The sequence below is a fragment of the Burkholderia sp. Bp8986 genome, from assembly GCF_003854225.1.
Taxonomy (GTDB): Bacteria; Pseudomonadota; Gammaproteobacteria; order Burkholderiales; family Burkholderiaceae; genus Burkholderia.
In genome coordinates this window covers 1-18,685 of the sequence record NZ_QTQM01000068.1, presented here as the reverse complement: position 1 = coordinate 18,685, position 18,685 = coordinate 1, and the positions used below count along the sequence as shown (strand labels likewise).

Annotated in this window: 6 protein-coding genes and 7 pseudogenes; 7 read left to right on the top strand and 6 right to left on the bottom strand. The window is 56.9% G+C overall.

What is annotated here, in order from left to right; translation table 11 throughout:
* Positions 1-78: 78 nt before the first annotated feature.
* Positions 79-529: pseudogene (locus DID99_RS34375) on the top strand (IS3 family transposase); the annotation flags it as partial.
* 184 nt (positions 530-713) lie between these two features.
* A protein-coding gene (locus tag DID99_RS34370) for an IS5 family transposase (RefSeq protein ID WP_124668512.1) occupies positions 714-1,531 on the top strand; the annotation gives its coding sequence in 2 pieces (ribosomal slippage) (positions 714-1,062 and positions 1,062-1,531; 819 coding nt in all).
* A 9-nt stretch (positions 1,532-1,540) separates the two neighbouring features.
* Here the strand turns inward: DID99_RS34370 and DID99_RS34365 are convergent.
* From DID99_RS34365 to DID99_RS34360, 3 genes are all read right to left on the bottom strand, one after another.
* The gene (locus DID99_RS34365) at positions 1,541-1,810 is read right to left on the bottom strand and encodes a hypothetical protein (protein ID WP_124668511.1); all 270 of its coding nucleotides are present in this window, start codon (positions 1,808-1,810) and stop codon (positions 1,541-1,543) included.
* Positions 1,811-1,886: 76 nt separating this feature from the next.
* On the bottom strand, positions 1,887-2,030 hold the full coding sequence (locus DID99_RS37505) for a hypothetical protein (protein ID WP_185733857.1): 144 nt from the start codon (positions 2,028-2,030) through the stop codon (positions 1,887-1,889).
* A 22-nt stretch (positions 2,031-2,052) separates the two neighbouring features.
* Positions 2,053-2,751 carry a hypothetical protein gene (locus DID99_RS34360; RefSeq protein WP_124668510.1) on the bottom strand — a complete coding sequence of 233 codons (699 nt, stop codon included), beginning with the start codon at positions 2,749-2,751 and terminating at the stop codon, positions 2,053-2,055.
* A 533-nt stretch (positions 2,752-3,284) separates the two neighbouring features.
* Between DID99_RS34360 and DID99_RS38105 the strand changes: the two are divergent.
* Positions 3,285-3,445: pseudogene (locus DID99_RS38105) on the top strand (transposase); the annotation flags it as partial.
* Positions 3,446-3,515: 70 nt separating this feature from the next.
* On the opposite strand, the pseudogene DID99_RS34350 reads toward DID99_RS38105, so the two are convergent.
* A pseudogene (locus DID99_RS34350) lies at positions 3,516-3,713 on the bottom strand (transposase); the annotation flags it as partial.
* Positions 3,674-3,949, bottom strand: a pseudogene (locus tag DID99_RS34345) (helix-turn-helix domain-containing protein); the annotation flags it as partial. The pseudogenes DID99_RS34345 and DID99_RS34350, both read right to left, overlap by 40 nt.
* 322 nt (positions 3,950-4,271) lie before the next feature.
* Between DID99_RS34345 and DID99_RS34340 the strand changes: the two are divergent.
* The 3 genes and pseudogenes from DID99_RS34340 to istB all read left to right on the top strand — a co-directional run bounded on the left by DID99_RS34340 (position 4,272) and on the right by istB (position 8,530).
* Positions 4,272-6,695 carry a hypothetical protein gene (locus DID99_RS34340; RefSeq protein WP_124668509.1) on the top strand — a complete coding sequence of 808 codons (2,424 nt, stop codon included), beginning with the start codon at positions 4,272-4,274 and terminating at the stop codon, positions 6,693-6,695.
* 206 nt (positions 6,696-6,901) lie between these two features.
* A pseudogene (locus DID99_RS34335) lies at positions 6,902-7,270 on the top strand (transposase); the annotation flags it as partial.
* 476 nt (positions 7,271-7,746) lie between these two features.
* Positions 7,747-8,530 (top strand): annotated as a pseudogene (istB, locus tag DID99_RS34330) (IS21-like element helper ATPase IstB).
* A 67-nt stretch (positions 8,531-8,597) separates the two neighbouring features.
* On the opposite strand, the pseudogene DID99_RS38100 reads toward istB, so the two are convergent.
* Positions 8,598-8,860 (bottom strand): annotated as a pseudogene (locus tag DID99_RS38100) (IS5/IS1182 family transposase); the annotation flags it as partial.
* 556 nt (positions 8,861-9,416) lie between these two features.
* On the opposite strand from DID99_RS38100, the gene DID99_RS34320 reads away from it, so the two are divergent.
* On the top strand, positions 9,417-16,586 hold the full coding sequence (locus tag DID99_RS34320; RefSeq protein ID WP_124668506.1) for an autotransporter outer membrane beta-barrel domain-containing protein: 7,170 nt from the start codon (positions 9,417-9,419) through the stop codon (positions 16,584-16,586).
* The last annotated feature ends 2,099 nt before the right edge of the window (positions 16,587-18,685 follow it).

The following is an 18,685-nucleotide window of genomic DNA, read 5'->3' as shown; positions in this document are numbered from 1 at the left end:
CGTGACAAGACAGAAACAGACTTTGCCATCCACTACATTACCGATTTACGTCCGGCGGACGGCGACACGTGTCGCACGGGCTGGCTGTATCTTGCCGGCCCGAAGGATTTGTGCAGCGGCGAAATCGTCGGCTACGCGATGAGCGAACGGATGACGAAACATCTGGTCATGCAGGCCTTGTTTCGCGCTGTCGCGACTCGACGCCCGACGCCAGGTCTGATTCACCGCGCCGTTCGCGGGTCGCAATATTGTGCGCTGGCCTATCAAGCACTCATCGGCCAGTTCGACATGCGGGCGTCGATGAGCCGCCGCGGCAATTGCTACGACAACGCCCCGATCGAATCCTTCTGGGGAACGTTGAAGAACGAACGGGTCTATCATCAACGCTTCGCCACGCGCGAGCAGGCGCGGCACTCGATCAGCGAATACATCGAAATCTTCTGCAACCAGCAACGCACGCAGGGGCGTCTGAATTCGATCGCCTGTCGCATTCACGCAGCGCTTCTATCTGAAACAGATCGCTGCTTAACTCGTTGGCCTCCACGAATTCCGTCCGACCTCATCCCGCGGGGAATAGTGGTCAGGAGGAGAGCGCACTGTCGGATTTGCACCAGCACTTTTCCTTAGAAACGGTTTCAAAAAGGCCACGTGGGGCTGTTAACTTTCGCGGCGAGCTGTTAGCCTCAGGCATCGGAACAACCGAGGCCGAGGAGATGGGCAGGCCGATCATCGACGACGAACTGCGGACCTTGATCGAACCGCTACTGCCGCCACCCAAGCCGCGGCGCGAGAAGAACCCAGGCCGCTTGCCTGTTTCGAATCGCGCCGCGCTGACCGACATCCTGTTCGTTCTCAAGACCGGACTGCGCTGGCGCGACCTGCCCGCCGAGATGGGCTGCGGTTCGGGCGTGACATGCTGGCGACGGCTCCGCGATTGGCAGACCGCCGGCGTATGGGATCGCTTGCACGAGTTGCTGCTCGCGAAACTGCGAGCAGCAGATCAAATCGACTTCTCGCGAGCCGCGGTCGATTCATCATCGAGTCGCGCCGTTGGGGCGGGCCAAAAACCGGGCCAAACCCTACCGATCGAGCGCGACCCGGTTCCAAGCACCATATCGTCACCGACGCCAACGGCACGCCGCTCGCCGCGATCCTGACCGGCGCGAATGTCAACGACGTCACGCAATTGCTGCCTCTGATCGACGCGATTCCGCCGATTTGCGGATTGCGCGGTCATCCGCTGCAGCGGCCACCCGTCGTCTACGCCGATCGCGGTTACGACTCCGAGCAACATCGACGAGCATTGCGCGATCGCGGTATCGAGCCGGTGATCGCCAAGCGCCGTACCGAACATGGCAGCGGCCGTGGCAAATATCGCTGGGGCGTTGAACGCACGCATGCCTGGCTGCATCACTTTCGTCGTCTCCGCATTCGTTTCGAGCGCCGTGCCGACATTCACGGCGCGCTCCTTAAACTCGGCTGCTGCTTGATCTGCTGGAATATCCTTCGGCGGGCCAACCAGTCTTTATGAAACCGTCTCTTAGGTAGCGTTCAGTTCAGCCAGCGTATGCTCGAACGCCTCGATGACGTCCAGGGGGAGCTTGAGTCGTGTTCGGTGATGGGCGGTAATACGTCCACGCAATGCCGCGAGCAGTTCGGATGCCTTCCTGTGCGCGTAACCCTGCGCGAGAACGGAGAGACGGCCGGGGCTGTCTTCACGGGCGACGATGGCGTTGAGCATAGTCCGGCCGCTGCAGCCGAGCACATTTGAGGGCAAGCTGCCGAGTTTGAGATTGGCGACCTCGCGCATCTTCCGGATACGCAATGTGTGCTGGGAGATCTCGCATTTCTGTCGGCTCGGCGGCGCAACGGCTTTCTTCGTGTTCCTACGTCTGTTTCGCGTTCACCCGGCAAGCTCGGCCAGCTTCTCGCGCCACTTCTAGGGGCTGGTCGTCGGTCGGAAATTCGATGGCCTTTTTCTGCATTGTTGAATCGACGATCATCATCGCAGGGGGATTGACCATTTTCATGTTCGCGACCGACGGGTACTGGTTATCGTCGACTGGCTTCGGCAATAGCGCGCAGCATGCGCAACGAGCGACCGTATTCGACATCGAACGTCGGCTGAGTGGACCACCACGATGTTAGTACGGTCGACTCCGCTGAGGTGCGATCTGGTTGAGAGCCCGCCACCAAATAGACAGGTCGTGAGTGATGTTCGAGCGGCGTCTTCATGCGGACTACGTGGCCGTCATGATGAAGAGCGCTCAGTAATGCACGTGCGCGTCGCACGGACACATTTAGGTGCTCCGCCAACGACGATGCGCAATAACCAATGCCGGGCTTCATGGTCTTGAATACTTCGTATGAGGATGGTTTCGGGGCGCAGTCGGACATTGGAGCAGACGGGAATTCGGTCGTTGAATCGACCGGTGTGGTGCGGGAGAGTCGATAGAAGGTGCGCGTGCGCTTACCATGTTGCTTCTTAACTACCATTAGCTGCCCGGACTCGACGAGCGCAGAGACAATCAATCGGGTCTCGCTGTTCGGAATGCCGACAGCCCGCGCGATCCGATTCATTTCATAGATCTTGTTGGGGTCTAGCGCCGCCATCAGCGTGCGGAAGTCCGTGTTGTCGGTACGGGCGGGCGTTCGCATGTAATGCACACGCACGGAGCCGCGAGCGTTCGCAACCCGCACGGGCTGAAGGTGGTCGTTCTCTAACAACACGCCGACGCTCAGCCGAGCCACATGGAGATCCAGGCCAGAGCGTTGTGCGATCCGGGACAGTGGCGCTCGTGTGCCGGGTGGGAGTGCCTCGAGGATCTGTTGGAGATGGACTGCTGAGGGACCATTTGTTGCCGATGCTGCAAGAACAGCATGCGGCTGGATTGCCTTATGTGACATGGATTGAGCATGGAAGTGGATGTCATCCGATCCTTGTTACGGGGTCGGGCTGCGGAATTGAATAGTAATCCTTATTTTATAGGTGGTAAATAGCCGATGAGCTTGCTTATGGGATTGTCAAGATAACAATGCCAGTATCGGATTGAAAAAGGAATGGGAAATTTGGGGTATATCAACCGAAAGCGTAGTTTTTTGAGATTCCCGAAAGATTGAATAAGAGATTTGTGCTCAAATTTATAATTTACTAGTATTTTCAAGAGAATTCGTCGGGCGTTTGATGGCTATTGCGCAATTGTATGACTTTCAGGAGGGCCGAGGCGGAACTTTGCTATCGCAACGCACTTCAGGCGTACTCAGATAAACAGACAGTCTGAACACTGTTTGAGCCGTTGCTATCACCGCCGAAACCACAACGCGAGAAGAAGCCGGTCCGCTTGTTGTTTCGAATCGCGCCGCGCTGACCGGCATCTTGTTCGTTCTCGAGACCGGAATGTGTTGGCGCGATTTGCCGACTGAGATAGGCCTCGGCTGCGCGATTGCACGCAGCGGGCGCGTGGGGAGGGCTTGTGCGAGCTACTCCTCGGGAAGGCGTTGTTGCATAAGAGTCGCTAACACAAGTCATCCACGAATCTAGAGCAGATGACGGCGGCAGCCAGAGCGAGCAAAGCGGCATGAATCTCGAGGCGGCGCTCGAAGCGAATCCGGAGCTGGCCGAAACTAGCAAACCAGGCATGTGTGCGCTCGACGACCCAACGATGACGCCCGAGTCGCTCACTGCTTTCGATGCCACGGCTGGCAATTCGAGGGCCAGTTCGACAACGGCGGCCTCGACTTGTGGGTCCACGCGGTTCTTGAGCGGCGGCCGGTGGTGGGAAATCTCCTGCAGCGCAGCTTCGCCGCCTCGATCGTACAGTTCCTTAAATCGGTAGAAGCTGTCGCGCGAGTAACCCATCACACGACAGGCCTAGCTGACGTTGCCGAGTTGCCGGACCAACTCGAGTATGCCGACCTTGGCATGAATTACCTTCTGCTCCTGAGTCATGGCGGACTCCTTGCTGTTCGCGGCGCGCATTGCCGCTACGGGCTGCGCCCTTCGCACCAATGCGCGCCAGCATGAAAAAACCAACCACTGTCAGATTTAGTCTAGTCCACCGCACCTTAACCTCCTACCATTTTTTGGGCGTAAACAGTGGTCTTCCGAGATTTCTTAAAGATTTCAAGTCGCTAGGGATGGCATATTTCAAGCGTGCAACATGCATGAACGTCAAATTATGTTCATGCGGCGAAGATAATGCTTTAGGTGAATTGATGCGGGGTTTACTGGTGCATAAAATATCGCAAACCGGAAATGACTCGGAGGCATAATGCCGGCGAATAGTGTAAATACCATCGGAAGTTCATCGAATGCTTCCTTGCCTCAGATTTTACATGAGGAAGGTAATTTTTCTGCGTACAAGATAAGCAAGGATTCTTCATCGAAGCATTCGTCCTTGCGCTTGGATCTGGTCGTGAAGTCTGTCGATGAATCTGCACACCCCAGCCGCGAGAACGACGGCGGTCAGGCAGTCATTAAACCAGCCAGCCGCCTAGAGATTGGTTTTCCAGCGATCGAAAATCCGATGCCTGACGAATCTCTTTCTGCTGTACCGGTGTGGCGCCAATCAATGCTCAGGCTGTTCGGAGTCGGAGTGCGGAACGGCGAAAATGTGACGCAGTCCGTGGATGTGATCGCCGCGCTTCCGGAAATCGCCCACGGGTTCAGGGAGGACTGTGGCAGGGACATACGGCGTGCCGCTGACTTTCTGGAGGCCGCCATCGGGCGGTTAGGTAAGGATTTTTCCGGTGCATCCGGTACGGGGCGGATTCGGTGGGAAAATATGAGGATCGCCCTCTGTACGCGTCATGCAGTGCTCACAAGATGGGCAAAGAAAATGTCAGATCATGTTGTCGCAGGGCCGCAGGCCTTCCTGACAAAAAAAACCTGCGAGGAAATTGCCTCGGAAGTGACTGAGCGTACCGGACACAAGTTGGTGGGCGGGCCGGGTTACATTAAAAATCATGCGTGTTTCCGGAGCAACGTCACTGGTCATATCCTTAAGGCTAGTACAGTGGATACTTGGTGCCAAGAGGCCGTGGATTTTTATAGTGAAGAAGGTGGGGAAGGTCTTGGTGAAAAACCACGCTTGTCCGGATTAAGGGCTGTGGAAGCGCTTCATTGCGGTCGTGTGGAAGATGGTGAGGCATTAAATTCGATAATTGATCTATTGTTGTGTAGAATAGAAAATTCCTGGGTGACTGGTGTCACAGCAGAAAATTCGACAGCCGAAGACCTACCTTTTGTCGAATTCTCGGCATCGCAAAGGCGACTGGCCGGATTCAAATTAAATCCCAATATTTCACTGCTGACCTTTTTTGCGGCTCCATTTGTTACCATGGGGCCATATTTGGAACCATCGGTTCAGGCGCAGCGTAATCAAACAGCCACGCTGCGGGTTGTGAGCAAGGGGAAGTCTGTTACGTTCACCGTTGACACAGACAAAACGGATGGATTGAGTTGTGGGATTGAGGCGGGAGTTGGCGTGAAGGCTTCGCCAATCATCCTTTCGGCCGGTGCTGGGGTATCCATGGCACTCGGTGTTGGAGGCTCTATTTCAAGTGGATTTGAAACATCTTTTACGTATACATTCGAGAGTGTGAAAGGGAAATCCATCGATGAACTGAGAGCTGAGTTATGCAATGGTTTGAAGGACTATATGGAGCGGGCACGCAGCAAACCAAGAAATAACGATGTGGGAGCTGAGTTGATCGGTGGCAAAAATTACCGCGAGCAAGCCGCTGCTATCAGTCGGCGAAACGTGAAGCTCAGCGTGGCGGGGAGCGCTTTGCTTAATGCTGGGGTGATGGGACTTCCGCATATCCGGGCAGCTAGTCCGTCGGGGTTTGCCGGCCTTGCGGCATCTGCTGACGTGGGATTCAAGTTAACAAAAAAAAGCTTAGTTGGAGGTAACGTCTATAAGGGGATGGAGATTGACGCGGCGCTTAGTGGACGGGTGATCGCGGGTGGTAAGCCGGGTGCAGTGCACGCAGGGCCGGTGAGCGAAGCGTCAATGCATCTTATGACGGAAAATGCAGGCTTGACTGCTACCAAGACTTTTGCGTTGTATCGAAGCGATAGCGAACAGGAAGGCGTTGGTGAGGAACGGGTAAGGGCCTCGGGAAAGCTGACCAACGCCAACTCGACTGGCGTCATGCAAGTCAGTAAGTATTCTGATGAAGTCGCGACGAGGAAATTGAATCCCGGGATGGAAATTCCCAGTCAAACGGCGTCTCAGGGGCCCGTGCTGGAGGTCCCAGTTAGTTCGTCTGATCGAGCACCGGCTACTATTCGGCTTCGAAATTGGAATAAATTTGATGAATGGCGAAAAGCGCATGGTGTCGAGGTGCACCAGAGTGATCAAAAACGTCTCGAAAGTCTCCGTCTTAGCCGTCGCGATTGCAAACCAGAGATTACGTATGAGCGTGTCCACGGTACATGGAAGGTGACGCTGAATTTGCCAGCACAACAAAGCGAGCGGAGCCTCGGTTGGTTTTCATCCGCATATCTGCTTCTCTGGGATAACAAAATCGATTTTTCCGGACTCGGAGAATCGTTCGCGCTCGAGTCGACGGAATTTGTGCCGCCACTGAGTACGGGTGCGCGGATCAGGCACTGGCTGGAAGGATTCAAGACGTTCGTTGCAAACATGCTGAACGCTGACCTTATCAACGCCGGTAGGCGTGTGCCATGAGAAAATGCAGAGGCTGTCCATTGGAGCAGCCACCTGAAACACTGAGTTCGGACGGAATTCGTGGGGGCCAACTGGTTAAGCAGCGATCTGATTCAGATAGAAGCGCTGCGTGAACGCGACAGGAGCTAACGTCAATAGTGGTGTACGAATATTTTGATGGCGGTCGATCTCAAGCGGCGAGTTTCTGCTGAACTGTGGCGCCGCCCGGAGTCGGTCCAATCACGGCAAGCGCACGCGAGTTCAAGAATGGCCGCCAGTTCGCGGCATGGCTAGGCCTAACGCCCCGGCAAAAAAGTTCTGGCGGGAAGGCTCAACTTGGGAGCATTACAAAGCGCGGGGATCCTTATCTTCGTATGCTGCTCGTGCTTGGAGCTCGAAGTGCACTCATGACGGCGTCCCGCCGTACTGACCGATTGTCAAGATGGCTCCAAGACATTCAAGTCCGGCTCGGTTGGCAAAAAACGCTCATTGCTCTCGCCAATAAACACGCCCGCATTATCTGGGCTCTATTGACGCGAGACCAGGTGTTTCGGCCCGACCATATGCCGGCGTGCTTTATTCCTATGCAGCCGTAAAAGCTGTACGCAGGAACGGACGCGATTTTTCTGGCAAATTTCAACGGACGAATCGACGACAGGTTGGACCGGCAGCAGGACAGCTCGATGAAACGTTCGGCATGCACATCGCAATGCCGCTGTCCGGATGGAGCCCTGCTGAGCGGTTAGCATGCTGGCCCGAGCCCAATGCGCTCGCAGGCCGATTGTAGGTGCGCAGTCCATCTCGTCGCCATCGTGCCGCAGCGCAGAGTTGTCAGAATGAAATTGACAATGGTCCGAAGGTCCTTGTAGGTGTTTCAGGGGGTTATTCCACCGATTACGCTGTGAGGCAGTTTCGACCGTAAGCACTCGACATGTACCGTCTGTTCATGAGGGCGGCACAGGCAATCTGATTCCCGTCAGATGTGGGGATTACTCTGGCAATTTCCTGTCACATCGTCGAGACGGTGCTGGGGACACGCTTACGGTCCACCAGCAATTGCTGACAGAGGTGCATGCGTGAACCTGCAGCAGTAACGCATCGACGTGCACTGCTAATGCCTGAAGCTCGAGTCGAGGGGATCATGCGACGATACGTCGCTCTGGCGAGCGACGCAGCGGCCAAACAATGGAGCTTCCTCGACTTCCTTGAGGATGCGCTCGCGCATGAGCGAGAGACGAGGCAGGTTCGTTCGCGGCAAACACTGGTGCGAATGGCGGGGTCTCCAGCTCTCAAGGCGCTGGATGACTACGAATACCCCTTCGCCGTCGGCGCCCCGCACGAGGAAATCGACGAGCTTGCCAAGTTACGCTTCATCGAGCGAGACGAGAACGCCGCATTGCTTGGTCCCTCGGGCATGGGCAGGACGCACCTCACGATCGCCATCGGGTATGCCTGCGACGCAGGCCGGTATCAAGACGAAGTTTATCGCGGCAGCGGATCTGATGCCACGGCTTGTGGCCGCGCGCCGACAGGAGCGATATGGCACGATTCTTCGGCACAACATTCTCGGCCCGACGCTGCTCACCGTCGACGAAATCGGCTATCTGCCGCTCTCGGGCGATAAGGCCAACCACTTTTTCCAGATGGTCGCCAAGAGATACGAGCGCGACTCAATGATCCTGATCAAGCAATCTGCCGTTCACGCGGTGGGATGAAACATTCAGCGGCAACACCATGCACGCTGCAGCGATGCTTGACCGCATCCTCACCATACTCGCATCGTCCAGAGCAAAGGAGATGGTTACCGACTGAAACAACAACGCAAGGCGCGTCACGTCCCGGCATCGAAAAAGTAATGAGTGGTCAGTTTTACTTTGCGCGATCAGCCGCGAAGTGGCTCAGATTTAAAATTCGTTTGGTATCGGCAAACACTCTCATTGCGATGCTGTTGTACAACTGATCCCCGTGCCATTCGTCCGACTGACAGTACCCCTCCTGCGGGAAATAGATTCGAAGCATCCGCTCCGGACTCATCGGTGGGCGGCCGAGTCCCCTTCGGCTAGTACGTCAATTGCCGTCAGTAATCACGACCGTGACACGAGCTTCTCCATCGGGTCCAGGGAACGCTGACGCCGCGCCACCCGCTTCTTGCCAGTGTTTTTCGCTTTCGCAAAGCTTACTTGCAGCTTCTTTGTTGTGGGGTCGCTCCGTTAACTATCTTCTGCAATGCTCAAGGCAGTGGCAGCGATGACTACCGAAGCGCCAGAATGCATGGCGCCGGATACGAGGGTGAGGAGGTGATCTGGGGCTCTCGATGAGAAGTGCAAGCATCGGGAAACTGACGCAAAACCTTTGCGAGATCGAATCAGGAAGTGCGCTCGCACTAATCGGTCGCGAATGGGGCGATTCATTATTTTCCGAACTCGTCGCTTGAAATCGACAGTCACGATGTTGTCCGAGCAACCCTTGATGTTGGCTAAAAAGTCTGCATTTCGATCATTTCCGAAAGACTAAATTAACATTTTTCAGATTGAATGACCTCGTAAGACTCAGCGTCGGTTGTCCAAAGTACTAACCGGGAAAGAGTTCTCTAGCACGCCACCGATATAACGACAACTGCTGGATGGGAGAAGGCGGAGGAAGATCATGCGAGATGGAAGGTCCATGAAGAGACATTTTTGGGGGAGCGTACTTCGACAGAGTGGCTGCGCTGGTCTCCTCGGTCCCGGGATCTGGCTTGCGGTGCCGACCCAAGTCATGGCACAAAGTTGCAGTTGGTCCGCTGGCCCCACCTGTACGTTTTCCGCAGGTAGCTATTCGACCTCGCTTTATCAAGCGGGCGGCAATGGCACTGCGTTCACTGTGACAGTCGATCCTGGCGCCGCCGTGACTGTGGATCTGGCGAATTCAGGGGGAATTTCTTCGCAGATTCCACCAGTAACAATCCTTAATAATGCTCCGGTGGGTACGAACTCAGGACCGACTGGTACCGATGCGCTCGGATTGACAATTAACAATTCTGGGTCGCTTATTCTACAAAATTCGACCTCTCTTTGGGCGCCGAATGCTTTTTTGGGGGGGCTTTACTCCTGGATGTCCGGTGGTCAGGGCTATAACGGTAGCACCCCAGGAAATGGAGGAAGCACATCGCAGCCGCTTAGTGTCAACAATTTCGGCTCGATTACGGTGTTCCTGCCGTATACGGAGCTTCAGTTCGGGAGCGCAGTCTATGCCATGTCCCAAGGTGGTAATGGCGGCTGCAATAATTTGGATAGCAACAATAACTGTAGTATCAGCGGCTCAAGTGAAGGCGGGCAGGGTGGCAATTCTGCCGGTACGATCATCAATAATAGCGGCACCATCAATGTTACAGTTGGGACGCAGTATCAATTTGGCGGAGGCCATGCTGGCTTTGGTGGCATCGAGGCGTTATCGTTCGGCGGAAACGCTGGCTACGGAAATAACGGAACCTATGGTGGGAGCAGCGCGGCTTCAAAGGTTATCAATTCGGCACCGGTTACCGTAAACTTTAACTGGACCAGTGACAACTACAATAGTACTGGCCTCTATGGCATCCTGGCGCAGTCACAGGGTGGTAACGGCACGGGCACGAAGGGAGGCGATGGCAGTAATTGGGGAGGTTGGGGGGGCTCGGTCAATGGTGCGTCAGTTACCCTGAATAGTGGCGGGGATGTCACGGTGATCCAGACTGGCACGCCACCGGGGCAAGGTATTGCATGGAATTTTTTTGCTTCCGCGCCGAATAACGAAATTAGTTCGACTAATGAAACCGTGCCGGCCTTTTTGGCGAAGGTGACAGGTGCGGGCGTTGCGGCGGTGGCGATCGGCGGTAACGGCGGCAACAGTGAGGAAGAGAATTATTCTGCCGGCGGTGGTGGCTATGTTCTCGGTAGCCCAACAATCGGAGTTACGGACGCGACTGTCAAGACGACGGGCAATAACCTGCCAGCGCTACTCGCGTGGAGCCAGGGCGGTAATGGGGGGCTTGGTGCGACAGAGAACGATGGCAACCAGTCGGGTTCTGCATACAGCAACGGCGGCCCGGGCGGTATCGTGGCCGGGTCGACTGTCAATGTTACTGCCGGAGCGCGGAATGTGTTGATTTCGACGAGCGGAGATAGTTCGCCGGCGATTTCGGCCTTTGCGCTCGGTGGCAACGGCGGTGATACTAATCCTGTCGCTCACGATGATGGTCACAATACCGATGCAAGCGCTGGCGCCGGCGGAAGCGTCTGTGCGGATGCTGGCTTCACCGGAAGCTGTCACGGGGCCGCACCGACCTCAATCACTCTGACGGGGACGAACGGCCACACGGTTCAGTTGAAAACGAATGGTGTCACTGCTCCAGGAATTTATGCAGTGAGCGAGGGTGGTAAAGGTGGTTACGGTGGTGATTTCGCGCCTAGTGGTAGTCACGGGCAAGGCTACAATGGCGGCGCAGGAGGATCAGGCAGCGACGTCACCGTTGCGCTCTATTCGGCCACTATCAACACGGGTGGCCCAACCTCGCCGGGCATAATCGCCTTGTCGCAGGGGGGCGTAGGCGGTTATGGCGGCTTCGGTGATGGAGGCTGTTGTCAGAACGATGGCGGCAAGGGCGGGGCGGGTGGTGCCACCGGCAATGTCACGGTTTCGCTCGACGCCCCCTCAAGTATCACGACACTGGGTATCGATTCCTCAGGCATCATCGCACAGACGGTCAGCGGGGCTGGTGGTGCAGGTGGAGACCAGCAGGGGCATCATGGCACTGGCGGTCTTGGTGGCCCAGGCGGCGCGGCAGGGGCTGTCGCGATCACAAATTGGGGGGGAATTACGACGAACGGCGATGCTTCGCGAGGCATCCTTGCGCAATCGATGTCGGGGGCTGGTGGGACAGGGGGAAACGCAGACGCTTTCTTCAGTGGTGTCGGTGGCGATGGTGCTTCAAGCGGTTCCGCAGGCATTGTTACCGTAACGAATAATGGCTCTGTTACCACGAGAGGAACCGATGCGCAGGGCATTCTTGCACAATCAATCGGCGGCGGTGGTGGCGCGGGCGGTTCGGCCAGTGGCCTTGCAGCGATGGGTGGAAGCGGCGCTCTCCCCGGCAAGGGCAATTCAGTCATCATTTATTCCCAAAACGGCAGCATAACTACGTCCGGTCTCTCGTCGGCTGGGGTTCTTGGCCAGTCGATCGGTGGTGGAGGCGGCGACGGCGGGCTAGCCAGCGGTGCGGAGGTCACGATAGGAGGCGTCGGCGGCGGCGGTGGAGATGGTGGTGCGGTTACATTTTCTTCGGGTAATGGTAGTGGCTCGACGATTACAACGAACGGTGACTACTCGCCTGCCGTCCTTATGCAATCAATTGGCGGAGGTGGTGGAAATGGCGGTAATTCAAGCAACGAGGGGTTGTTCGCTTCCGTGGCTATCGGTGGACACGCCGGCAATGGTGGTAACGCTGGACCGGTTGTTGTCCACACCAATCAAACGAATATCACCACTTTCGGGACGAAGTCTCCTGGCATCGTGGCACAGTCGATCGGCGGCGGCGGCGGCATGGGTGGTAACGCTTTCGCAGGCTCGGTGGGGGTGGGCTTCTCGGCCGCAGTAGCGGTGGGTGGCTCGGGCGGCCCAGGTGGCGATGGCAACGACGTTTGGGTCAATGTAACGCGAGAAACTATCGCGACGGGCCAGAATCCATTGTTGATCAACGACACACGGGACACGTATGGTAAAGGCCAGTATCTCCCGAATTCATGCACGGCATTGCCTTGCAACGTCTTGCCGGTCGATTCTTATGGGGTTGTGGTCCAGAGCATCGGCGGTGGCGGTGGCCTTGGCGGTTCGGCGGTTGCTAAAGCGATTGCTCTGGCCACGCCGAATATCCCAGACGACCCCGTGTCAATTGCCGTCGCGCTTTCGGCCAGCGTTGGCGGTACAGGGGGCGTAGGTGGTAAGGGCGGGCCCGCCCAATTTCAGCTCTCCGATGGGGGGGTGATCACGACTAGCGGGCAGGGCGCAACGGCTGTGCTTCTCCAAAGTATTGGCGGTGGCGGTGGCGCAGGTGGTGATTCGTCAGCGCTCTCGGCGGCTGTCGGCTATGGGCCGGCTCAACCATCGTCTTCGGTCGATCTCACGTACTCCATCTCGCTTGGCGGCAACGGTGGCAATGGTAATAGTGGCGGCCCGGTCGTCGCTGCGATCGGTGGAACGATAGAGAATGCTACTTCGTCAAACGCCATTCCAAAACAGGATGCGAGCGGCCTTGCTCCGACCTCCATCATAACTTATGGAGATTTCGCTGATGGTGTTAAGGCGCAATCTATCGGTGGTGGTGGTGGCGATGCCGGCACCGGTAGCAGCAATACGCAGTTTTTCGGCAGTGCGTATACCCCTTCCTTATCGATGACGTTGGGCTCGACAGGTGGGTCCGGCGGGGCCGGTGGCAGTGTGAATGTGGCGCTCTATCCGAACAGCAGCATTACGACTTATGGCTCAAACGCGATCGGCATATTGGCGCAATCGATTGGCGGCGGAGGCGGTGCTTCGCAGGGTGGTTCCTTTAACATAGGATTTGGCGCAAAAATTCCGGGCGATCCCAATTCCGTTCGGCTGTCCGCTGGTGTTAACGTCGGGACGACAGGTGGGGACGGCAATACCGGAGGAGCTGTGACAGTCGTTGCAGAGGCGCCAATCACGACAAATGGTGGCGATGCCGTTGGCATATTGGCGCAATCGGTCGGCGGCGGCGGTGGGGTTGCCGGCTCGACCGGCTCCGACGCCTCTGCGGACAATCCGGTCATTCGCGCCCTCGCGGTCAACGAAGGGCTAAGCAACGTCGCAAGCCTAATCCAGAATGGCTTCGCCGGGACCGGAACTTCCTTTGACGGAACCGCAACCGTTTCCGTCGGCGGCAAAGGTGGCAGCGGTGGTACCGGCGGGAATGTGGATATCGAACTCTCCGCGCCCATTTCGACGAAGGGCGATTGGGCGAGCGGTATCGTAGCGCAGTCGATCGGTGGCGGGGGCGGTATGGGGGGCGCCGCTTACGCGAGTGGCACCGGGGGCTTGCCCGAGGTGACGTTGAATGCCGACGTGGCAGTGGGCGGGGCGGGTGGAACGGGAAATGACGCTGGTAGTGTTACGATCAATCTGAACCAGGGTAATACAAAGATTACGACGTCCGGGTATGGTGCGGCTGGCATTGCTGCCCAATCGATCGGCGGTGGCGGCGGCATCGGCGCTGATGGCTCTGACAGCTCAACCGGACTTCGTTCGGTGGGAGGGGCGTCGGGTGGCAACGGCGGCGTGGGTGGCAACGGCGGCACGGTGACGGTCAATAACCAGAACCCTAATGGCACGACGATCTTGACGACGGGTGATGTTGCCGACGGCGTCGCTCTGCAATCGATTGGTGGCGGCGGTGGGGTTGCCGGTGCTGGCAGCAGCCTTTTTGCAGGGACGACGAGGTGGGGACAATCTGGAACGCTGACCCTATCGGCCGGCGGTGGTTCGGCCGCCAGTGGTCAGGGTGGCTCGGTCACATTCAATTCTGGAAGCAATCCCATCATGATTTCGACGATGGGGAATGACGCTTTCGGCATTGTTGCACAATCCATCGGCGGCGGCGGCGGCAGTGTGATCAGTCAGCCGACCAGCAATTCCACTATTAGCACACAAATCGGCGGTGGCAGCGCAAACGGCGATTCCGTCAAGGTTGCGCTGAGTAACGGTAGCACGATCACGACGACAGGTATTGCAGCGCATGGCATTGTCGCGCAATCGATTGGCGGCGGCGGCGGTGTCATCCGCGTTGTGAACGCAGTCGGAGACACACCGGGGCTAACCACATGGATGGGTAATCTCGCCTCGGGATCCACCTACAAGACTTCTGGCAACGGGGGAAATGTAACTGTCGAAGCAAACGGCAACATCACGGTTTCCGGTGCAGGCGCAATCGGCATTTTCGCGCAAAGTGTTGGCGGTGGCGGCGGCCTAGTTATGAATGGCAACTCAATTCAGGCGGGCACTCCTGGCCTATTCGTAGGCGGTGGTTCTTCCGGCTCAGGGGGGGCTGTCAGCGTGACGACGAGCGGTCCGATTTCGGCTACAGGGCAAAACGGCATCGGTATTTTCGCGCAAAGCACGGGTCCTAGCGGATCTCCAAACGGGTCGATCACCGTCACCGTTTCGAGTAGTGTGACCGGTGGCAGCGGCTCGGGTGCGACCGACAAAACGCCAGGCAGTGCCGCAGTTGTGGTCGATAGTGGCGGAGCTGGCTCAGTGGCCGGTCAAGTGACCGTGAACGAAGGCGGATCGCTCACGACGGAGGCTGGGACGGCCGGTACGTCGATCTTGGGATATGCGAACGTCACTAACAACGGTATCGTCACGGGGGCGGCCTATCTTAGTGGTGGCGAAATGAATAATAGTGGCACTTACAATGCCGGAGCCACTATGGATGGCAATCTCGTGAATAGTGGCACGACAAACGTTGGGGTACCCGGTTCACGTTCATTGCAGACCACCACAGTTACCGGGAATTTTACTCAGACTGACACTGGCAAGCTCGGAGTAACCGTTGACTTCCTCAACAAAGCCACGAGCCAGCTTCATGTGAACGGTAGTGCTTCCGTGAATGGCCTCATTACGCCGACAGCACTTACGCTGCTTCCTGGCGCGCTGCCAGTTGTGACTGCCACGAACCTCAATTCGTCTGTCCGTGGATTGTCTTCTTTACTGTTTGACTGGCACGTCGACCGGTCAGATGATCATACGCTCGTGCTTTCTCCGTCACCACACTTCAAGCCTGGTGGGGTGCCACTCACTGCCAGCGAAGCCTCTCTGGTCGACTATCTGATTAGGGCTTGGAATAATTCTGACGCTCTGTTCGCTACGCATTTTGCTGCGCTATCGCGGCTTAACGACGTAGGTCAATACAGGGCGGTACTGGATGCGTTTTCTGGTAAGACAATGCATGGGCAAACTGTGGCGTACCTTGAGACAGCAGGGCAGGTGCTCGGATCGGCGATGAGTTGCCCTGTTTTTGCCGACCGCGGCGTGCTCCTAGGAGAAGATAATTGCGTCTGGACAAAGGCAACTGCTCAAAGAAGCCAGCTCTGGGGGAGCACTGACACGCAAGATAGTCATGTCAATAGTGCGGTCTATCGGATTGGAGGGCAACATCAAATTGCACCTGATTGGTACCTTGGTGGTGCGTTTGGGTTCGGGCAGACATGGCTGAGAGCGGATGATGGAGCGTCCGGTAGTGGTAAGACGTATGACGGTAGCATTGGACTCAAACATACCGTAGGGCCATGGCTGTTCGCGGGTTCGATTGCCGTGGGCAGAGGCCTATTTCACAATGAGAGACAGATCAGCCTGCCCTTCATTGACACGAATATGTCACTTGAGGGTGATCCAAGCATATTCTTTATCGGTGCGAGATTTCGCGTTGGCTACGAGTTTGTATTCGATAATTGGTATGTGCGGCCTTACGGTGATTTGGATCTGATCTATACACATTTGCCTGAGTTCAGGGAGTCAGGGCCAATACCTCTAGCGCTCAATATCCGCGGCAGGGACAAGACGAATATTGTGTTGTCGCCAATGATCGAGTTTGGCGGCCGATGGACTTGGGACGAGAAGACGACGTTGCGGCCTTTTGCTACATTGGGAATGAGTTATTGGCCGAACAACGCGCGCGCGATCGATGCCAGTTTTGTCGGTTCGTCCCCAGCAAACGGTTCGTTTCGTAGCTATCTCGCGTCGCCGGGCGTGCAAGGTATTTTTAATCTAGGGATGCAGCTATATCGTGGCAATGGCTTCGACGTAAAATTGGAATACGGTCTTGCGATAAGCAGCGCTGCCCTAACACAGAGCGGCAGCGTGCGCTTTGCCTATCATTTTTGATGTTTAATTAAATCGACGACGCGGTTCTGGTTCATCAGGATTTGGAGGATAGGCAGATGCACGATCGGTGCGAAATTTTTAAGCATCCGGTAAATTGAGGTCGGACGGAATTCGTGGAGGCCAACGGGTTAGGTGGCGATCTGATTCAGATAGAAGCGCTGCGTGAACGCGGCAGGCGATCGGTAGTTCAGATGCAATGAACTAGACTAAATCTGACAGTGGTTGGTTTTTCATGCTGGCGCGCATTGCCGTTACGGGCTAAGAGGTGGCCTCGCTCGTTCGGACAGTTTTAGTGGGTAGCCGCGCTCCCTTCCGAAAGCACGGCCCCCGAAGAACGGAGCAAGCGACTTTCACCGCACTCCGCTCGCGCACAGCATTAAGCGCCGCACTGACGCCGGTCTTGCCTGACCGCACAAGCCCTTCGCAGGCGTCACATTGTTGATTCGTCCCAACGCGGGGACGAAGGGCGCTGAACCGTAGCGATACTGGTCTCTCACAAGCTTCCCTTCGATGAATCTCTAATGCGGACCCGCGACAACTGCACCACACGGAAGTCAGCACCCTTTCAGGTTGGGGCAAAGTTTGAACCCCTATGCGAACGATTACAGTCCGCCATTCGCTTCCTCCGCGTTCTCTTACCCGCTCCCCCAACAGCTTGCCTCGCGGCTCGCCTGCCACGGAATCAATGCTCCAAGTCCGTGGCGGAGAATCGGGCTTACCACGTTCCCGTTTCTGCCGAACCCGCGACGATCCAAACTGCACAGATCGTCGCGGGACTCTCCGTTTAGCGCCCGTCTATTCCCCGGCAGCGTTGCGACGACGCACTCCCATCTCAGAAAGGAGTAACCTGCTGCGTACCATTTTGGTTCGGGCCTAACAGCCGCTTTGGCCCGCTTTAAATCACGAGGTTCATCGACGATTCACATCCGTTGCGCATGCGGAACTTGCCTGGCCCCCACGCCGCATCGCGGCTCGCAGCGTCGTCATCCCGTCACCGGCAGTAACGTCTTCCGAGGGGTACTTTGTCCCGGGAGCTTCGTACCCGACCGTTGCCAGTCACGCACGTCCCGGTAGGCAACTGCTGGTCGTACAGCAGGTCACGGCACGTAGGATCCGTGCGTGACAAGGCATAAACGAGCTTTGCCATCCACTTCTTTGCCGGTGCACGTCCGGCAGACGGCGACACGTGTCGCACAGTGGGTAGCCGCGCTCCCTTCCGAAAGCACGGCCCCCGAAGAACGGAGCAAGCGACTTTCACCGCACTCCGCTCGCGCACAGCATTAAGCGCCGCACTGACGCCGGTCTTGCCTGACCGCACAAGTCCTTCGCAGGCGTCACATTGTTGATTCGTCCCAACGCGGGGACGAAGGGCGCTGAACCGTAGCGATACCGGTCTCTCACAAGCTTCCCTTCGATGAATCTCTAATGCGGACCCGCGACAACTGCACCACACGGAAGTCAGCACCCTTTCAGGTTGGGGCAAAGTTTGAACCCCTATGCGAACGATTACAGTCCGCCATTCGCTTCCTCCGCGTTCTCTTACCCGCTCCCCCAACAGCTTGCCTCGCGGCTCGCCTGCCACGGAATCAATGCTCCAAGTCCGTGGCGGAGAATCGGGCTTACCACGTTCCCGTTTCTGCCGAACCCGCGACGATCCAAACTGCACAGATCGTCGCGGGACTCTCCGTTTAGCGCCCGTCTATTCCCCGGCAGCGTTGCGACGACGCACTCCCATCTCAGAAAGGAGTAACCTGCTGCGTACCATTTTGGTTCGGGCCTAACAGCCGCTTTGGCCCGCTTTAAATCACGAGGTTCATCGACGATTCACATCCGTTGCGCATGCGGAACTTGCCTGGCCCCCACGCCGCATCGCGGCTCGCAGCGTCGTCATCCCGTCACCGGCAGTAACGTCTTCCGAGGGGTACTTTGTCCCGGGAGCTTCGTACCCGACCGTTGCCAGTCACGCACGTCCCGGTAGGCAACTGCTGGTCGTACAGCAGGTCACGGCACGTAGGATCCGTGCGTGACAAGGCATAAACGAGCTTTGCCATCCACTTCTTTGCCGGTGCACGTCCGGCAGACGGCGACACGTGTCGCAC